Origin of the sequence: Nocardia alba NBRC 108234 (genome assembly GCF_001612665.1) — a bacterium.
In the GTDB taxonomy this organism is placed as follows: domain Bacteria; phylum Actinomycetota; class Actinomycetes; order Mycobacteriales; family Mycobacteriaceae; genus Nocardia; species Nocardia alba.
Genome location: NZ_BDAX01000036.1, coordinates 1 through 18649, shown reverse-complemented (window position 1 = coordinate 18649; position 18649 = coordinate 1). Strand labels below are relative to the sequence as shown.

General features: G+C 68.8%; 16 protein-coding genes and 1 riboswitch. Of the genes, 3 read left to right on the top strand and 13 right to left on the bottom strand.

Annotation, left to right across the window (positions count from 1 at the left end; all coding sequences use genetic code 11):
- Complete coding sequence (locus tag NA12_RS29775) at positions 1-1155, bottom strand: polyprenyl synthetase family protein (protein WP_084473220.1); 1155 nt, start codon at positions 1153-1155, stop codon at positions 1-3.
- A 237-nt stretch (positions 1156-1392) separates the two neighbouring features.
- On the opposite strand from NA12_RS29775, the gene NA12_RS29770 reads away from it, so the two are divergent.
- Together NA12_RS29770 and NA12_RS29765 are read left to right on the top strand one after the other, a co-directional pair.
- Positions 1393-2394, top strand: a complete 1002-nt coding sequence (locus NA12_RS29770) for a methylenetetrahydrofolate reductase (protein ID WP_371856033.1) — start codon at positions 1393-1395, stop codon at positions 2392-2394.
- A gap of 139 nt (positions 2395-2533) precedes the next feature.
- Positions 2534-3676 carry a Fic family protein gene (locus NA12_RS29765; RefSeq protein WP_067458989.1) on the top strand — a complete coding sequence of 381 codons (1143 nt, stop codon included), beginning with the start codon at positions 2534-2536 and terminating at the stop codon, positions 3674-3676.
- A 161-nt stretch (positions 3677-3837) separates the two neighbouring features.
- On the opposite strand, the gene NA12_RS29760 is transcribed toward NA12_RS29765, so the two are convergent.
- From NA12_RS29760 to NA12_RS29705, 12 genes are all read right to left on the bottom strand, one after another.
- Positions 3838-4986 carry an LLM class flavin-dependent oxidoreductase gene (locus NA12_RS29760; protein ID WP_067458986.1) on the bottom strand — a complete coding sequence of 383 codons (1149 nt, stop codon included), beginning with the start codon at positions 4984-4986 and terminating at the stop codon, positions 3838-3840.
- Positions 4983-5792 carry a DUF1684 domain-containing protein gene (locus NA12_RS29755; protein WP_067458983.1) on the bottom strand — a complete coding sequence of 270 codons (810 nt, stop codon included), beginning with the start codon at positions 5790-5792 and terminating at the stop codon, positions 4983-4985. The genes NA12_RS29760 and NA12_RS29755 overlap by 4 nt, the downstream gene beginning before the upstream one ends.
- The gene (locus tag NA12_RS29750) at positions 5789-7156 is read right to left on the bottom strand and encodes an NtaA/DmoA family FMN-dependent monooxygenase (protein ID WP_067458980.1); all 1368 of its coding nucleotides are present in this window, start codon (positions 7154-7156) and stop codon (positions 5789-5791) included. The genes NA12_RS29755 and NA12_RS29750 overlap by 4 nt, the downstream gene beginning before the upstream one ends.
- Positions 7153-8283, bottom strand: a complete 1131-nt coding sequence (locus tag NA12_RS29745) for an LLM class flavin-dependent oxidoreductase (RefSeq protein ID WP_067458978.1) — start codon at positions 8281-8283, stop codon at positions 7153-7155. Before NA12_RS29745 ends, NA12_RS29750 begins: the two co-directional genes overlap by 4 nt.
- Positions 8280-9947 carry a dipeptide ABC transporter ATP-binding protein gene (locus NA12_RS29740; RefSeq protein ID WP_067458975.1) on the bottom strand — a complete coding sequence of 556 codons (1668 nt, stop codon included), beginning with the start codon at positions 9945-9947 and terminating at the stop codon, positions 8280-8282. Before NA12_RS29740 ends, NA12_RS29745 begins: the two co-directional genes overlap by 4 nt.
- Positions 9944-10729, bottom strand: a complete 786-nt coding sequence (locus NA12_RS29735) for an ABC transporter permease (RefSeq protein ID WP_243655142.1) — start codon at positions 10727-10729, stop codon at positions 9944-9946. Before NA12_RS29735 ends, NA12_RS29740 begins: the two co-directional genes overlap by 4 nt.
- Positions 10730-10829: 100 nt before the next feature.
- Positions 10830-11927, bottom strand: a complete 1098-nt coding sequence (locus tag NA12_RS29730) for an ABC transporter permease (RefSeq protein ID WP_067458972.1) — start codon at positions 11925-11927, stop codon at positions 10830-10832.
- 1 nt (position 11928) lies between these two features.
- The gene (locus NA12_RS29725) at positions 11929-13542 is read right to left on the bottom strand and encodes an ABC transporter substrate-binding protein (protein ID WP_132370300.1); all 1614 of its coding nucleotides are present in this window, start codon (positions 13540-13542) and stop codon (positions 11929-11931) included.
- Entirely contained in the window at positions 13539-14609 is a 1071-nt protein-coding gene (locus tag NA12_RS29720) for an LLM class flavin-dependent oxidoreductase (protein ID WP_067458966.1), read from the bottom strand. Before NA12_RS29720 ends, NA12_RS29725 begins: the two co-directional genes overlap by 4 nt.
- A complete protein-coding gene (locus tag NA12_RS29715) occupies positions 14606-15565 on the bottom strand; it encodes an ABC transporter substrate-binding protein (RefSeq protein ID WP_067458963.1) in 960 nt (319 codons plus the stop codon). The genes NA12_RS29720 and NA12_RS29715 overlap by 4 nt, the downstream gene beginning before the upstream one ends.
- A 32-nt stretch (positions 15566-15597) precedes the next feature.
- Positions 15598-16359, bottom strand: a complete 762-nt coding sequence (locus tag NA12_RS29710) for an amino acid ABC transporter ATP-binding protein (RefSeq protein ID WP_067458960.1) — start codon at positions 16357-16359, stop codon at positions 15598-15600.
- A complete protein-coding gene (locus NA12_RS29705) occupies positions 16356-17342 on the bottom strand; it encodes an amino acid ABC transporter permease (protein ID WP_084473212.1) in 987 nt (328 codons plus the stop codon). Before NA12_RS29705 ends, NA12_RS29710 begins: the two co-directional genes overlap by 4 nt.
- Before the next feature lie 159 nt (positions 17343-17501).
- Positions 17502-17596: riboswitch (SAM riboswitch) on the bottom strand.
- A 277-nt stretch (positions 17597-17873) separates the two neighbouring features.
- Here NA12_RS29705 and NA12_RS29700 point away from each other — a divergent pair.
- Positions 17874-18587 carry a hypothetical protein gene (locus NA12_RS29700; RefSeq protein WP_067458955.1) on the top strand — a complete coding sequence of 238 codons (714 nt, stop codon included), beginning with the start codon at positions 17874-17876 and terminating at the stop codon, positions 18585-18587.
- The last annotated feature ends 62 nt before the right edge of the window (positions 18588-18649 follow it).

Here is an 18649-nt window from a genome sequence, read left to right as displayed (position 1 = left end):
TCAGGCCGCGCGGCGAGTGGCGGCCAGCGCCATGGCGTGGAGCAACTGCTTGGCCTGCGGCGTCGCGGAACTGGTCGCGATCGCGGCGAGTCCGGTATCGGTGAGTTCGGTGATCCGGCGCTCCACCTCGTCGACCGCGCCCAGTTCGGTGAGTACCGTGCGCAGCCGGTCGACGGCGGCATCGTCGAGGTCCGTGCCGAGGCCGGTCCGGATCAGGGCGGCCGCGGCCGGATCGGCGCGGCGCAGCGCCTCGGCGATCAACACGGTCCGCTTGCCTTCGCGCAGGTCATCGCCCGACGGCTTCCCGGTCACCGCCGGGTCGCCGAACACGCCGAGCAGGTCGTCGCGCAGCTGGAACGCGATGCCCACATCGGTTCCATAGACCCGCAGCGCGTCCACCAGCGCCTCGTCGGCGCCCGCCAGCGCCGCGCCCAGATGCAAAGGCCGTTCGATCGTGTACGCGGCGGTCTTGTACCGGTTGATCCGCAGCGCGGCCTCGACCGATTCGTCGGCGCCCGCCTCGCCGTTGATGTCGAGGAGTTGCCCGCCGAGCACCTCGGTCCGCATCCGCGCCCACACCGGCGCGAACCGGGCCAGCGCCCGCGGGCTCAACCCGGCCTCGTGCACCAGGTCATCGGCCCAGGCCAGCGCGAGATCGCCGATCAGAATCGCGACCGCCGAGCCGTACGCGGCGCCGTCGCCGGGCCAGCCCGCCGCGGCATGGCGATCCTCGAACTCGATATGCACGGTCGGGAACCCGCGCCGGGTGCGCGAGGAGTCGATGATGTCGTCGTGCACGAGAGCGCACGCCTGCACCAATTCCAGCGCCGAACAGGCGGTCAGCACCGCGGCGGCATCGGGCCCGGCGGGATCGCCGCCTGCCCCCAGCCAGCCGGTCCACGCGAATCCCGGTCGCGTGCGCTTGCCTCCGCGCACGACGAACTGGCCCAGCGATTCGACCGCGTCGAGGAAGACGGGCCCCAGCGGCTCGACGATCTCGCGACGGGTGGCGAAGAAGCTGGTCAGCACCTGTTCGACAGCGGCGACGAAGGCCGGCGTGCCCGGGGTCAGCGCGACGAGATCGACCGGGGCCAGCGCGTCGGCGCCGAACCGGGATAGCGGGGTACCGATTCCGGCGGACAGGGCGGCCTCCAGGGGCGAAGTGGGCGAACAGTGGGACCGGTTGGGCACTCGGTGGTGCGGTCACCAGCGTTGTCTCGAACGATACGCGGGCACGCCGGGCGCGCCCTCGGCGCACAGGGTCGCTGCGACGCAGCCCACACCCCGGGTTCGGGTGTGGCACGCCTACCGGCCTCGACGGATCGTCCGGTGTTCGGCTGCCGGTTTTCCAGTCGGTGCCGCGGCGTCATCGCCTCCCTCTAGACTGAGCCGGTGGATTTCGACAATGGACGGGGAAGTTCGACCCCAGATCGACCCGCCCAGCGGCCGTCGATCGTCTCGAACACCCCCTCGGTGGTGCAGAGTCTGCGCACCCATTCGGGTAACGGCGTGCCGTTCTCGGTGGAGTTCAACCCGCCGCGCGACGAAGCGGGCGAGGCCCGGCTGTGGCGCGCGGTCCGCGAGTTCGAACGCCTGCATCCCGCCTTCGTGTCGATGACCTACGGCGCGGGCGGTTCCACCCGCGACCGCACCGTGCGCATCACCGGTGAACTCGCGCAGGAAACCACCCTGCTCCCGGTCGCCCACCTCACCGCGGTCGGGCACAGCATCGCCGAACTGCGCTCCCTGATCGGCTCCTATGCCGACTCCGGCATCTGCAATGTGCTGGTCCTGCGCGGCGACCCGCCCGGTGACCCGTTGGGTGAATGGGCCAAGCACCCCGGCGGCGTCGAATACGCCGAGGAACTGGTCCGCATCGTGCGCGACCTCGGTGACTTCCACGTGGGTGTCGCCTCGTTCCCCCAGGGCCACCATCGCTCGCCCGACCTCGACCACGACACCCGCCACCTGGCGGCGAAACTGCGTGCGGGCGCGGAGTACTCGATCACCCAGATGTTCTTCGACGTCGAGCACTACCTGCGTCTGCGCGACCGGGTGATCGCCATGGACCCCATCGAGGGCGCCAAGCCGATCATCCCCGAGCTGATGCCCATCACCTCCTTGCGCACGGTCGCGCGCGCCGAGGAACTCAGCGGCCGCCCCGTCCCCGCCGACGTCGTGGCCCGGCTCACCCGCGCCGCGGGCACCGGCCCGGAAGAAGACCGCGCCGCCGTGCGCGCCGAAGGCATCCAGATCGCCACCGAAATGGCCCAGCGCCTCACCGACGAAGGCGCCCCCTGCCTGCACTTCATCACCTTGAACTTCGCCAAGGCCACCAGCGAAGTCCTCACCAACCTCGGCTACGGCGTATCGGCGGCCCCGCTCAGCGCGTAGATCCGCCCTACCTTGTGCTACTTTTTGTCCGAAAAGTAGCACAAGCGGTTGGTAGTGCTACTTAAGTACCATTACCCTTCATTAGTGATACTTTTCAGTCGAAAAGTATCACTGGATGCCGTCGTGAGGGGTTGAGCGGATGCTTCTGGAAGACTTCTGCGCCGCTCAGCAGGCCAATGTCGTGCGTGCGGACAATGGTTACCGCGCATTCTCGCCGCCGCCGTTGCCGCCGATCGTTCAGATGTCGCCGAAACTTGTCCGCAGACTGTCCAGTGCGGATCGGGCGGTCGGTGAGCTGGCCGGTCTCGGGCGCGGACTGCCGAGTCCCGAACTGTTCGGCCGGGCACTGGTGCGCCGCGAGGCCGTTTTGTCGAGCCGGATCGAGGGCATCGTCGCGTCGCTATCGGACGTGGCGATGTACGAGGTCGAGCGGCCCGCGCGGCCTCGGGGCGACGTCCAGGAAGTGTTCAACTACATGAGCGCGATGGATCATGTCCTCGATCCCGGCAGGCGCTTGCCGTTGAGTTTGTCGCTCCTGCGCGAAGCGCATCGAATTCTGATGACCGGCGTGCGTGGGGACTACGCCACGCCCGGTGAATTCCGGCGCAGCCAGAATTGGATCGGACCGCCCGGCTCTACCATCGACACGGCGAAATACGTTCCGCCGCCGCCGGAATCCCTGTGGCAAGGTCTGGATGCCTTCGAGAAGTTCCTGCACGCCGACGGAGAGCTGCCGCCGCTGTTGGCGATCGCCGCGGTGCACTATCAGTTCGAGGCGATCCACCCGTTCATCGACGGCAACGGCCGCATCGGCCGGTTGCTCGTGGTGATGCTCCTGGTCGAGTGGCAGTTGCTGCCGGGCCCCTTGCTCGACCTCTCGGCCTATATCGAGCCGCGTCGAGACCGGTATTACGAAGGCTTGCTGCGTGTTTCGACCGAAGGTGACTGGCTCGGCTGGTTCGACTTCTTTCTCGAGGTCATCGAGGAGCAGGCCCGCGACAGCCTGGCCCGCGCCGTGCGCCTGGACGCGCTGCGAACCGAACTCAGGCTGCGCGTGGCGAGAGCCCGTTCGTCGGGCCTACTCCCGATCCTGATCGACGAGCTGTTCCGTTCCCCGATCATCGGCATCGCGAACGCGATGAAGGCACTCGACGTCACCCACCGTTCCGCCACCTTGAATGTCGAGAAACTGGTGGAGGCGGGGATTCTCGTCGAAGTAACTCGAGCCCGTACCCGCTTCTTCGCCGCACCGGATGTGCTTGCGGTGATGAACGGCACCTGAATCCTGGCGCAGGTCAGGGGCGTCTTCAGCGCGGCTGCCGGTGTCGCGGAGATCGGCGGGTAGGGCTGGGACACCGTCGGGACAGGCGATGGACCTCGGACAGCCGAAGGGCGCCCCGAGGTCGAGTCGACGGTGCGGGGCGCCCTCGGGGCGCGGCGTGGTCAGGCGGCGCGGGCGGTGCGCGATTCCCACGCCTCGGCCAGCAGGCGGTGTGACTCGAGCCGGTCGGCGTGGTCGTGGGTGATGGTGGTGATGAGCAATTCGTCTGCGCCGGTGACCCGTTGGAGAGCCTCGAGCCGCTCGACCACGGTGGTGGGTGATCCGACGATCTGGGAGGCCAGCCGGTCCTCGACGAGGCGGTGCTGATCCGAGGTGAGCGGGGACGTCGTCGCGGGGTCGGGGTATTCGGCCGCGCCGCCGCTGCGGATGCTGTGGACCCAATGCCCGTAGGTGCTCGCGTGGTGGCGCGCGGTGTTGTCGTCGGCGGCGGCGACGACGTCGGCCGAGACGATGACATACGGTTCGGCCAGCTGCTCCGACGGCCGGAACGCCGCCCGATACGCCGCGACCGCGTCCAGTGCCGATCCCGGCGCGACATGGTAGGCCGCCGCGAACGGCAACCCCGACTTGCCCGCCAGCTCCGCGCTCTCGCCCGCCGAACTGCCGAACAGCCAGAGCTCGGTGTCGATCCCCTCGCCGGGAACGGCGTGCAGTTCGACACCGCTGCCGGTGAAGTAGCGGCCCTCGAGCAGCGCCTGAACCTCGGCCACCTGGTCGGCGAAGTCCAGCGCCTGCGCACCGGGCTGTTGCAGCGCCTCGACCGAGGCGAGGAACCTCGAGCGGTCGGTGACCCGGCGTGGATCGAACGGCGGCGGCACCACGACACCGTCACGCACCTCGGTCCGCCCGGTGACCGTGTCCAGCACCGGGTGCCCGCCCTTGGTGGTCGTCGCCGAGGCACCGAACTGGCTGCGTCGATGGCCCGACCGGCCCAGACCCAGGTCGAGTCGTCCCGGATACAGCGCGTCGACGGTGCCGAAGGCCTCCACGATCGAGGCCGACGTGTGATGGCCCACCTGCACCGCACCGGTCCCCACCCGGATACGCGAGGTCGCCGCGGCGACCAACCCGAGCAGCGTCAGCGACGACGAACTCGCCACCGACACGAAATGGTGTTCGGCCAGCCAGAATCGCCGATACCCCCACTGCTCGGCGTGCCGCGCCAGGTCGACGGTATTGCGCAATGCCTGTGCCGCACTCGACCCTTCGCTGATCGGTGACAGATCGAGAATCGACAGCCCGACGCTCATAGTTTCGGATCCTGTTCTCCCGCTTCGATCGCCACGCGCAGCCGGTTCTCGGCCGGCGCGACAGGGCAGGTGGCGAAGTCGGTGAACGCGCAGGGCAGGTTCACGGCCCGGTTGAAGTCGAGGGTGACGGTCCCGTCGGCCTCGACCGCACCGATCGCCAGCGATCTAGCGGCCGGGTAGGTGGTGATGCCGCTGGTGGCGTCAGTGAACAGCACCTTCAGGTTGTCGGGAGTGCCGAAGGCGAGCAGCGTCTCGTCGCTGTCGCCGACGCGGAACTCGATGATTCCCGCGGCGCTGTGGTGGTGCTCGAGCCCGTCGACCACGGCGCCGGTGGTGACGGTGCGGGCGTCCTCGAAGGCGGTGAAACGCCCGGTGACGACCCAGCGCGGGTCGACCGGGTAGGCCTTGACCCCGGTGAACGCGGTCAGCGTCGGCGTGGCCGGATCGTGCACGCGCACCGCGTACTGCCCGGAGCGCCGGATCACCTCGAAGATCTTCGCCTCGTTGAACACGCTGACCCCCGGCGCGCCTTCCACCGGCTTCACGATCTGCACGCCGCCGATTCGCTCGCCGTCCACATCGAGCCGGTCGGCGGGCTGCGCGGTGATGAACACCTTCTCGTCGGTGACCCACCAGGTGCCGGGGATGCCGTCGAGACGCTCGGGGCTGTCGGTGAGCCAGTGCAGGCCCGCCAGGCTGAGCCAGCCGAGCGGATCGCGCAGGGCGTCCTCGCGGGCGTGGTGCCAGCGCGACCAGTCGTCGGTGAATGTCGTGGTGGGGGTCGGGTTCTCGACGGTGATCGTCATGACGCGCGTGCTCCTTCGGCGACGGTGGGGTGGTGGGGGTGACGCAGACCGAGATGGTCGCGCAGGGTGGTGCCGGTGTACTCGGTGCGGAAGCTGCCGCGTTCCTGCAGTTCGGGGACCACGGTGTCGACGAACTCGTCGAGCCCGGCGGGTGTCAGGTGCGGGACGAGGATGAACCCGTCGGCCGCGTCGGACTGCACGTAGTGGTCGATCTGCTCGGCGACCTGGGCGGGGGTGCCGATGAACTGCTGGCGGGCGGTGACCTCGATGATGAGTTCGCGGATGCTGAGGTTGCCCGCCTCGGCTTGCGCACGCCAGGCGTTCGCCACGGCCAGTGGATCTTTCGTGTGCCGAACCCGGCCACGGGTGATCTCGGCGGCGGCGTCGGGCTCGACATCGGGCAGCGGCCCGTCGGGGTCGTAGCCGGAGAGGTCACGGCCCCACACCTGTTCGAGGAAGGCGATCGCGGTCTGCGGGCTCACCTGCTGGAGGCGGATCTCACGGGCCCGCTCGTGCGCGTGCGCCGCGGAATCGCCGAGCACGAAGGTGGCCGCGGGCAACACCAGCAGATCACTGTGCGCGCGACCGTATTTCGCCAGTCGACCTTTGATATCGGCGTAGAACTTCTGGCCCGCCTCGAGGGTGCCGTGTCCGGTGAAGATCGCGTCGGCGCTCTTCGCACCGAACTCGCGGCCTTCGTCGGAATCGCCCGCCTGCAACAACACCGGATGCCCCTGCGGGCTCGGCGGCACGACGAACGGCGCCGTGAAGTCGAATTGTGAACTCCGGAAAGCGGTTTCGGGGACCTCGTGAGCGAAGATCCCCCGCTCCCGATCGATCACCAGCGAGTCGGTGGGCCAGCTGTCCCACAGCGCCCTGGTCGCGGCGACCACCTGTTCGGCTCGCCGATACCGCTCACCGTGTTCGAGGTAGCCGCCGCGCCGGAAGTTCTCGCCGGTGAACGCGTCGGAGGAGGTGACCACGTTCCACGCGGCCCGACCGCCGGAGAGGTGATCGAGCGAGGCGAACTGCTTGGCCACCTCGAACGGTTCGTTGTAGGTGCTGTTGATGGTGCCGGCCAGGCCGAGCCGCTCGGTCACCGCCGCCACCGCGTTGAGCACGGTGAAGGTGTCCGGCCTGCCGACCACATCCAGGTCGTGGATGTGCCCGCGATGCTCGCGCAGCCGCAGCCCCTCGGCCAGGAAGAAGAAGTCGAAGAGGCCACGTTCGGCGGTGCGCGCCAGATGCTCGAAGGACTCGAAATCGACCTGCGATTTCGACGCCGGATCGGCCCAGACGGTGGTGTTGTTGACGCCGGGGAAATGCGCGGCGAGGTGGACTTGCTTGCGTGGCTTCGAGGTCACCGCGCTGCTCCTGTCGTGGCGTATCGGCTGAGGGGACGGGCAAGTCCGAGGCGCTCACGCAGGGTCGTCGCGGTGGGCGCGAGGGCGGTCCGGTGGGTGGTGAGTTCGATCAGCGACGCGCGCAGGGCCAGCGGTCGCAGGACTACGCCGTCGACGGCGTCGGCGCGGGTGATCTCGGCGAGCAGATCGTCGAGGGCGGCGGCGGTTCCGACATGGTGGAAGCGATCGGGACCGAGCGGCGGGTGATCCGGTGCCCAGCGCTCGAGCTCGTGCACCCCGGACCAGGCCGTGTCTGTCGAATCAGCAAGGTGGACAGCCAGATTTAGCAGGATCGCCACGGTGTCGGGATCGCGACCCTCGGTGGCGATCGCCGCGCGCAAAGCCTCGCGGTGCGCGGCGGCGGTGGGGAGGTCGGGGGCGTCGATCCGGATGAGGTCGGCGCGGCGGACAGCGACCTCGGTCGACTCGGGGCCCTCGGCACGGACCGTGACGATCGGCTGACCCTGGGGCGAACGCGGGGTGATCGCGGGGCCTTTGACCGAGAAGTTGTCGCCGGCGAAGTCGATGTAGTGCAGGCGGTCACGGTCGATGAACCGGCCGGTGGGCACGTCGCGGATCTCGGCGCCGTCCTCCCAGCTGTCCCACAGCCGGGTCACGACCTCGATCGCTTCGTCGGCCTCGTGCCACAGCGACTTCGGGCCTTGACTCTCCTTGCGCCCGAACGCTTTCGCTTCGGCATCGGTGGTGGATACGGTCACTTCCCAGCCCGCCCGGCCCAGGCTCGCGAAGTCGAGCGCGCTCACGGCCTTGGACGTGTGGAACGGTTCGGTATGGGTGACCGAGACCTGCGGGATCAGGCCGACCCGGCTGGTCAGCGGGGCGGCGCGGGCGGCGATCGCGACGGCGTCGAGCCTGCCTCGGGTCACGGCCGCGCCACCGGACTGGACGGCGAACGAGTCGGGCAGGAAGACGGCGTCGAATCCGCTTTCCTCGGCCGAGGAGACCACAGCTGTCCAGTAGTGGGCGGTGAACAGGTCTTCGGCGCCGGAATCGGCGCGCCGCCAGGACGCGGGATGCGTTCCGGTGCCGACCGTTTCGATGCCGAGGAACAGTCTGGGCTTGCTCATCGGGTGAGGTCCTTTCCGTCGAGGGGATCGATCCGGACGCCCGGCGTGGGGATCGCCGCGAGCAGCTCGCGCGTGTACGGGTGTCGCGGATCGGTGAACAGGGTCGCGGTAGGCCCGGTCTCGACGACGCGACCGTGGCGCATCACCGCGACCCGGTCGCTGATCCGGCGCACCACGGCCAGGTCGTGGGAGATGAACAGGTAGCCGAGGGAGAGTTCGTGCTGCAGCGTGTCGAGCAGGTCGAGGATCTGCGCCTGCACCGAGGCGTCGAGCGCCGAGACCGGTTCGTCGAGCACCAGCAGGTCGGGGTGCAGGGCCAGCGCGCGGGCGATCGCCACGCGCTGGCGTTGACCGCCCGACAGTTCCGCGGGCCTGCGCGCGGTGAAATCCGCCGGTAGCGCGACCTGTTCGAGGAGCTGCGCGACCCGCTCGGCGCGATTGCCGATCCCGTAGGCGCGCAGCGGTTCGGCGATGATGTCGGCCACTTCCCAGCGCGGATCCAGCGAGGAGTACGGGTTCTGGTACACCACCTGGAAGCGTCGGCGCAGCGTGCGCAGGCGGGTTCGGCGGGCGCTGGTGAGGTCGTGGCCGTCGAAGGTCACCGTCCCGCTGTCGGCGTCGGTGAGTCGCAGCGCGATGCGCGCCGTCGTCGACTTGCCGGAACCGGATTCGCCGACCAGCGCCAGCGTTTCGCCGCGATCGAGACTGAACTGCACATCGTCGACGGCGGTGATGGACCCCGATCCCGCGTGGAAGCGCTTGTGCAGCGCGTGCACCGAGAGCAACGGTGTCTGCGCCCTGGGGCGCGGTGGCCGGAATTCGGTGGGCGAGAGGGCAGGCGAGGCGGCGAGCAGGCGGCGCGTGTACGGCTGGGTCGGCTGGGTCAGCACCTGTGCGGTAGTGCCGGATTCGACGACCTCGCCCTGTTCGAGAACCACCAGCCGATCGGCTCGTTCCGCGGCGACGGCCAGGTCGTGGGTGATCAGCAGTACCGCCGTGCCGCGTGCTGCGATCCGCTCGGCGAGCCGGTCGAGCACCTGCCGGGCCACCGTCGCGTCGAGCGCGCTCGTCGGCTCGTCCGCGATGATCAGTTCGGGCCCGCAGGCCAGCGCGATCGCGATCAGCACGCGCTGGCGCTGCCCGCCGGACAGTTCGTGCGGATACTGGCGCGCCCGCACCCGTGGCTGATCCAGCCCGACTTCCTCCAGGAGCTCGAGGGCCTGGATCGCCGCGCCACGGCGATCGGCCAGCCGATGCACCAGCAGCGCCTCCGCCACCTGATCACCGACCCGCAGTACCGGATTGAGCGAGAGGCCGGGATCCTGCGGCACGAAGCCCACCCGCGCCCCGCGCAGCCGCCGCAATGCCTTCTCGTCGCCCGGATCGACCGGCTCACCGGCGAATTCGATCGTGCCCGCGACGATACTCGCCGAGTCGCCGAGCAGCCCGATCACCGCGTGCGCCAACGTCGACTTGCCCGAGCCCGATTCGCCGACGAGGGCGACGACCTCGCCGCGCGCGACCTCGATCGACACGCCACGCAGCGCCGGCACCGACGATCCCGTACCGGTCCGATACGCGATCCGCAGGTCCCGCACCGTCAGCAACGCGCGGTCCGCCGCGGCCGAACTCCGGTTCGGCGTCCCGTTCGTCTTCTCGCTCATCGTGTTTCGGTCCTTCCCACGAATCGGCCCAGCCGCTGGGCCGACAACACCACGGCGATGATGACCAGGCCGGGCAGCGTGGTGAGCCACCAGGCCGACGCCAGGAAATTGCGGCCCTCCGAGATCAGCGAACCCCATTCGGGAGTGGGCGGTTTGGTGCCGTAGCCGAGGAAGCTGAGCGAGGACACGGCCAGTACGGCCACGCCGAACTCGACCGCGGCCAGTGCCAGGACCGGCTGGAAGGCGTTGGGGAGAACGTGGCGAACCAGCACCGCGTACCAGCGCACGCCGGATGCGTGCGCGGCCTCGACATAGGGCGCGTGCCGCACCCGCAGCACCTCCGAGCGCATCACCCTGGCGAAGTTCGCGATCAGCGAGACGCCGACCGCGATCGCCACATTGCGGGTACCGAAGCCGAGCGCGGTGACCAGCGCCAACGCCAGCAGCAGCGACGGAATGGACAGCAGCACATCCACGACCCGCATGATCGCGGTGTCGACGATGCCGCCCGAGGCGCCCGACAGCAGCCCGAGCGCCGACCCGACCACCAACGCGATCCCGACCGCGGTGAGCGTGGCGGTGAGCGAGAGCCCCGCGCCGTGCACCATCCGCGTGTACAGGTCGCGCCCGAGATTGTCGGTGCCGAACCAGTGCGCCGCGCTGGGCGCCTGGAACTTCTGCGCGGGAACCCCGGTCAGCGGATCGCCGGAGGCGAACACCGAGGGCGCCACCGCCCAGCCGACCGCGACGGCGAGCACTATCCCCGACACCAGCAGGCCCAGGTGCGCGCGGGCCCATCGGGCGGTTCGGTGTCCGCGCTCGACGCCGTGCTCGGTCACCGATGCGGGCCTCGCGGTCGGCGCCGCGCGGCGCACGAGAATGTCAACCACGTTCACTCCTTTCGGTGTTCGAACCGTCCGAGTCGCCGGATGTCCCGGCGATCGACACGGCTTCGGCGGGGACGCTCTCGATCGGCACGGCACGGCTGCGCCGCGTCCCGGTGATGCGCGGATCGAGGAGCGGATAGAGCAGATCGACCGCCAGATTCACGGCCACGAAGATCAGCGCCGACAGCAGGACCACGCCCTGGACCACCGGAATGTCCTGGTTGAGGACGGAGGTCTGGGTGAGTCGGCCCACGCCCGCGCGGGCGAACACCGACTCCACCACCACCGACCCGGCCAGCATCGAGCCGACCAGCACACCCGCGATGGTGAACGCGGGCACACTCGCCAGCCGGGCGATGTGGCGACGCTGCACCCACCAGCGCGACGCCCCCTTGGCCAGCGCCACATCGGTGAACGGCTGCCGCCAGGTCTGTTCGAGTCCGGCGGCGAGGACCTGGGCGAGCACCGCCCCGATCGGCAGCGCCAGCGTCAGCGCGGGCAACAAGGTCCCGCGCAGCCCGGTCCCGCCGAAGGCGGGGAACCAGTGCAGCCGGAACGAGAACAGCTGCAACAGCAGCAGGCCGGTCCAGAACGTCGGCACCGAAACACCGAGCGGCGGTAGCGCACTCAGCGTATTGCGGAGCCAGGGCCGCCGCGTGTAGGTGGCGGCGAACGCGAGGATCGTGCCGCCGATGATCGCGAAAAGCAGTGCGAGAGCGGACAGTCCGAGGGTCGGCGGGATGGCGTCACCGAGGGCTTCGGTCACCGGCTGACCGGTGTTGATGGACCGCCCGAGATCTCCGGTGACGGCATTGCCCAGCGCGGTCACATATTGCTCCCACAGCGGCTTGTCCAAGCCGTAGCGAGCCTGCAACTCGGCGATCGCCGCCTTGTCCACCGGAACGCCGGTGCCCCCGCTGTCGGCCATCATCGAGATCGGATCCGTCGGCAGCAGGTAGAGCACCACGAACGAGATCGTGAACGCCGCCCACAGCACCCAGATCGCCTGGAGTACACGCGAACCCACGTAGCGCGCGAAGTCCGCGCGCTCGCTCGCGCCGACTCGCCGCAGACCCCCGACCAGCCCACTCATCTCAGTGCCCGCTCAACCAGGTGTCGAAGAACTGCAGTCGCGCCGAGGCCTCGAACTTCAGATCCTGGGTGTGCCCGGCGGCGCCGATCGCCTGGGACAGCTCGATCGTGGGGATGTAGAGCCCGTTGTCGAGCACCTGCCGCTGCGCGGTCGCGAGCAGTTCCTTCCTGGCGGCGGGATCGTTGGTGGCGAGCTGGCGATCGAGGGTCGCGTCGAACTCGGGGATCGGGCCACGCGCGTTGAGATTGCGTCCGGCCAGGCCGAACGAGGTGCGCAGGATGTCGCCGTCGGCGCGGGTGGAGTTGCCGTAACCGGCGTCCATGTCCTTCGCGTTCTGCCGGGCGATGGCCTCCGGGGTGGAGACGAGATCGAGCTTCAGGTCCACGCCGATCTGGCGCAATTGCTGCTGCACCAGCTCCAGAATCGCCTGATTGCCGGCGAATACCTGGCTGAACGTCACCGCGAAGCTCAGTCGCTCACCGTTCTTGGCTCGCACTCCGTCGGGGCCGGGCGCCCAGCCCGCCTGATCCAGGATCGACTTGGCCTTGGCCGGATCGTAGGTGACCCGGGCCGACTGATCCAGGTACGCCGGGGTCGCCGACGCCAGGCTGGAGGTGGCCGGCTTGAACTGCGGACCGAGGACGGTCTCGACGAGCTGCTTGCGATCGATCGCGGGCAGCAGTGCCTGCCGGACCGCGGGATCACGCAGTGGGCCACGAGTCACGTTGAGCTGCAAGCCGAACGGAGTGCCGGGGTTGGATGTCGACAGGATCCGTCCGCCGGTCGCCTCGATCTGCGGCGCGTCCTGGGGCAGCGCGTCGCTGACCGCGTCCAGCTGGCCCGACGCCAGGCTGCCGGTGCGCACACCCGATTCGGGGACGACGGTGAATTCGATCCGATCCAGGTACGCCTCGCCCTGATGGCCGAAAACCGCGGAGCCCCAGTTGTATCCGACACGTTTGGCCAGGGTCACCGAGGTGTCCTGCTTGTAGGCGGCATAGGTGAACGGGCCGCTGCCGATGTTGTCACCGGCGCACCGCGCCTCGGCCGGTTTGGCGTTGGTGGCCGCGGCCAGGATACCCAGCTGCGGGGTCGAGGACGCCTGCAGGAACTGGGCGTTGGGCTGATTGAACTCGACCCGGGCGGTGAGCTTGTCGACCGCCGTCGTTGCGACGTAGCCGGTGAGGTAGCTGGCTCCCAGCTGAGCCTTCGCGGCACCGAGTTTGATGATTGTGTCGAAGGTATCGCGCACCGAGTCGGCGGTGAGCGCGGTGCCGTCGCTGAAGGTGACCCCGTCGGCGAGCTTGAAGGTGAACACCTTGGCGTCGGGACTGACCTCCCAGCTCTTGGCCAGCCACGGGGTGATCGCGCCGGTCTTCGGGTCCTGATCGGTCAGTGAGTCGACGATCTGGCGGGCCACGTAGATGGTCTGGTTGGTGCCCGACTGCGCGGGGTCCGAGCAGGTCGGCGCACCCGAGAGCCCATAGCGCAACGTGCCGCCCGGCTGTGGGGGACCGGCCTGCGAGCCGGAGCTCCCGGTGTCGCCGCCGCACGCGACCACCGTGGTAGCGGCGGCGAGTACGCCTGCGAGAGCGGCGAGACGATGTCGGATCACGAGAGAACTCCAGAGAATTGACGGCCAACGGCCAGAGGACGACTGGGAATGCGGCGGCGCAACTCGGGCGCCACCTCGGCCTGGAACAGCTCGAGACTGCCCAGGTACGCGGATTCGGTGCGACCGTCACGTTCGGCCGACAGGTGGATCACCTCGTGGCCGAACTGTTCGTGATAGCGGCCGACCTTGTCGATCACCTGCTCTGGGCTGCCGACCAGCGCCGACGAGCGGGTGACGAAGTCTTCGATGGTCTCGAACACGACCGGATTGCCGACCTTGCGCTGCAGCGAGGTCCGTGCCTCGAACAGCGGGCGGAATGCCTCGACGGCCTCCTGCGAGGTCCGCGCGACGTGGAAACCCGCCGTGCCCGCGCCGACCAGCGCGTCGGCCGGGTCGTGACCGTGGTGCGCCCACTGTTCGCGGTAGTGGCGGATCAGCGCGGCATACGGCTCGATCGGGTTGGTGACATTCGCCGAGAACACCGGATCACCGTGGCGCGCGGCCAGTTCCACCGACTCCAGGCTCGTCGCGCTCCCGTGCCAGATCCGCACCCGGGGCTGCAACGGTCGGGGCAACGCCTTGGCCGCGGTGAGCGAGGGCCGGAACTGTCCCGACCACGTCACTTCCTCGCTGTCCCACAGCGCCCGGAACAGCTCGTACCCCTCCCGATTGCGCGCCCACTGATCCTCGGTGGTGACGTGATAGAGCTGGGCCTGCGCCGCGCCGTTGCCCTTGCCGATGATCAGCTCGAGCCTGCCCTCGGACAGGTTGTCCAGCGTGGAGTAGTCCTCGAACGCGCGCACCGGATCGAGCAGACTCAGCGTGGTGACCGCGGTGAACAGGCTGATCCGCGAGGTGAGAGCCGCGATATGGCTCAACACCACCGGGGGAGCGGCCGACAGGAACGGATCCTCGTGCCGCTCACCGACAGCGAACCCGTCGTAGCCGAGTTCCTCTGCGCGCCTGGCCTGTTCGACCACCTCGTGCAGACGATCACGCGTCGTCGGGACCACGCCGGTGACCGGGTCGGGCACCCGGGTGATCAGCGTCATCAGCAGGAACTTCATGCGGCGGGCTTCTTCGGCAGACCGGGCGGGTTGATCCGCGACTCGGTGACCTTCTCCGAAGCCAGGCCCCAGCGGTCGAGGACCTTCTGGTAGCTGCCGTCGGCGATCGCGTGCTGCAGCGCCTTGTGGATCGGGCCGATCAGGCCGTTGTTCTTCTTGGTGAGCGCCGCGATCTCGCCCTGCAGCTGCTCGCCCGCGCCGGAGAAGGTGGCGATGATCTTGCCGTCGCTGGTCGCGGAGTGATAGACGGCCGCGGGGTTCGGGCCGATGTAGCCGTCGATGCGCTTGGAGGCCAGCGCCAGGTAGTAGTCGGTGCTCTGCTGGTAGTAGGCGATATCGACCGGGGGCAGGCCCTCGGCGACATTCTTCTCGTTCCAGCTCACCAGCAGCTGTTCCTGATTGGTGCCCGCGCCGATCCCGATCCGCTTGCCCGCCAGGCTCTTGCGGTCGGTGTAGGTGAGCGTGCTGTCCTTGGGGACCTCGAGGGCGACAGTGTCGGTGCGGTAGGTGGCGAAGTCGTACTTCTCCTTGCGCTCCTCGGTGACGGTCACGTTCGAGATGAACGCGTCCACCTCGCCGGAATCCACCCGCACGAAGTTCTGCGACCAGTCCGCCACCTGGATGTCGAGCTTGAGGCCGAGGATGTCGGCCACCAGGGTGGCGAAGTCGACCTCGGAGCCGACCACGGTCCGGTCATCGGTGGCGTAGAACCGCAGCGGCGGCACGGAACCGGCGGGACCGGTCACCACCAGCGTGCCGCGGTCGCGGATGGCCTGGGGCACCTCGGCGGCGATCGCGGCGACCTTGGCGGCCCGCACCCTGCTCTGCTGGCCAGGGGACAGGTCGTAGGTGACCGCGCCGGCCTGCACGGTGTCGGCGGCCTCGGGCTCGGCGGTGCAGCCTGCCGTCAACAGCGTGGCCGCCGAGATGATACCGATCAGTGTGGAGAGCTTCATCTGTGTCGAAACCTGTTCGTGGGAAGGGATACTCAGCGCACGCGCGACAGGAATGCCTGCGTGCGTGGATGTTCGGGGTGGTCGAGAACGGCGGCGGCTTCGCCCTGTTCGACGATCAGCCCCTCGTCGAGGAAGACCACCGTGTCGGCGACCTCACGGGCGAACCCGATCTCGTGGGTGACGATCACCAGCGCGGTGCCGCCGTGGGCGAGATCGCGGATCACCGCCAGCACCTCGCCGACCAGTTCCGGGTCGAGCGCCGAGGTGGGCTCGTCGAACAGGATCAGGCGCGGCTTCAGGGCAAGGGCCCGCGCGATGGCGACCCGCTGCTGCTGGCCGCCCGAGAGCCGACGCGGGTAGGCATCGGCGAAATCGGCGAGGCCGACCCGTTCGAGTAGTTGTCTCGCCTCGGCGATCACCTCGGCGCGCGGGCGGCGCTGCGCCGAGACCGGGGCGAGGACGACGTTCTCCAGCGCCGTGAGATGCGGGAACAGGTTGAACTGCTGGAACACGAAACCGATATGGCTGCGCTGGGCGCGCACCGCGTGGTCGGGCAGCGGGCGCAGGGTGTTGCCGCGCTGCCGGTAGCCGATGAGCTCACCGTCGATGTGCACGGTGCCCGCGTCCTGGGCCTCGAGGTGGTTGAGCACCCGCAGCAGCGTGGACTTGCCCGACCCGGACGGGCCGATCAGCGCGACGACCTCGCCGGTCCGCACCGCCAGATCGATCCCACGTAACACCTCGGTGCCGTGGTAGGACTTGCGGATTCCTCGTGCCTGCACCGCGGCGGTCATCGGGTGGCTCCTCGGGGTGCGACGGCGATCTCGGCGACCTTGGCGCGTACCCGCTGCCACGGTGTCGGCGGCAACTCACGCTGCGCGCCCTTGGCGTAATGGCGTTCGATGTAGAACTGGACGATCGACAGCGCGGTGGTGAGCACGATGTACCAGACCGTGGCCACCATCAGCAGCGGCACCACCCGGCCGTTGCGGCCGAAGATCACCTGCACCTGGTAGAACAGCTCGGCGATCGCCATCACCGACACGATCGAGGTGCCCTTGAACAGACTGATCACCTCATTGGCCGCGTTCGGCAGAATCGACCGCATCGCCTGCGGCAACACGATCGTGCGGAACTGACGCCAGCGCGGAATGCCCAGCGCCGCCGCCGCTTCGAGCTGACCGTCGTCGACGGCGAGCAGACCCGCCCGGATCAGCTCGGCCGAATACGCCGCCTGATGCAGGGCCAGCCCGATCACCGCCGCGGTGAAACCGCTGATCACACCGTTGACATCGAACTCGTAGAAGCCGGGACCGAACGGAATGCCCACGGACAGGCGGGGATACAGGTAGGCGATGTTGAACCAGAACAGCAGCTGCACGATCAGCGGGATCGAACGGAAAGCCCAGATGTAGGTCCAGGCGATCACCCGCAACACGGGGTTGTTCGACACCCGCCCGATCGCCAGCAGAGTGCCCAGCACGAAACCGAGGACGGTGCCCCACAGGGTCAATTCGAGGGTCACCCGCAGCGCCGCCAGCACCGACTTCGCGGTGAAGTACTGGGCGAATGTGCCCCAGTCCCAACCCGGATTGGTGATCAGGCCGTGCGCGAACTGGGCCACCACCAGCAGCGCGATCGCCGCGATGACCCACCGCCACGGGTGCCATGACCCGGTGATCCGGGGAAGCTCGTCAGCGGACGCGGGCGCAACGGGGAGCACGTCGCCGGGTGGTGTGGGCGCGGTCTCGGCGCCGGATACGGCAGACGCGGTCATGGGAGTCCTTCGGAAAAACAGTGAAACGAGGCACATCGACCTCCACCCGGCCAGCGACGGGTTCGCGATCTGGCAGCGATCGGGTTCGACATGCCGTCGCGGTCACTCGGCACTGGTCGATATGTCGCCGGCGGTAGCCCACGATCAGCACGAAAATCTCCTCCATCGAACCCGGCAGAAGCACCCACACCCTCGACGAGGGCGGGTTGCTGCGACGTCGTAGAGCCAGGTCTCTCGGTCGCTCTGGATGGTTGCGCTCCGGCCTTCGGGGCCTGAGCTGAATCAGCATGTGGCACCGGCACAAGTGCGCGCAACGGTAGAAATCACCGTGAGCGCAGGGCTTGGAACCGGTCGCGCGCACGGGCACAATTGCCCCGGTTCCGCGTGGTAGGGATCCGTGAACCGGGGGGTCGACGGATTCGCTGTGAGATTGCGACGCGCCGAACGGCTGGTTACTTCACCTGTCCGGATTCTTCCCTCGCACGCGGTAGCGTCGGGCTCCTCTGCGTCGATGAGGAGTTTGTCGTGAACATGCCGCGTCGTTCCACCACGCTGATCGCGTCGACGGTGTGCGCCGCCGCGCTTCTACTCGCGGCGCCGTCGGTGGTTGCCGAACCGGCCGTGCCGGTGACGCCCGCTGTCACCCGCGACGCATCCGGGGTTACGCCCACGGCGGGGCCGGGGGATCTGCTCAGTGCCTATCAGACGGTGGTCGAGACGCTGAAAGCCATGGGTATCCAGCCATTTCTGTATCCGACGGTGGCGGCGAGCTGTAGCGGTGATGGTGCTGGGCTCGTTCCGGCGGTCGCGGGAGCGGTGCCGGGGCCGTGGCCGACGAATACGCTGCCGATTCCGGGGCTCGACCTGTCCGCTGTGAAATCCGGGCAGACGTTGTTCACGTTCCTGCCCTATGGGCTCGCTCCTGATACCGCGGGTACCAAGACCTCGGGGATGCAGGTGGCGTGGCTCAATATCAGTACGGGGCGTGGGGGGATGGCTTCGATGGGGTCGATTGCTGACATTGTGCGGGCGATGGTGCCTGCTGAGGTTCCTGGTGAGCTGCGTCCGCTCGCGGAGACTGCTATTCGGGAATTTCTGTTCGCGGCTGTTCCGGTGGGGGGTGTGCGGGCGGTGCCTGTTGATACTGGGCGGGGGACTGTGTTGGCTGCTGTTTTCGGGACTGCTGACAATGGGGGGCGGTCTTGCTTTTTCTTTCCGACGGTGGGGATTACCGAGGTGGCTTGAGGATTGCTCGGGGCTTGGGAGTTGTGGGGCTGGGAACTTACGGGGGTGTGGCAGTCCCAGGC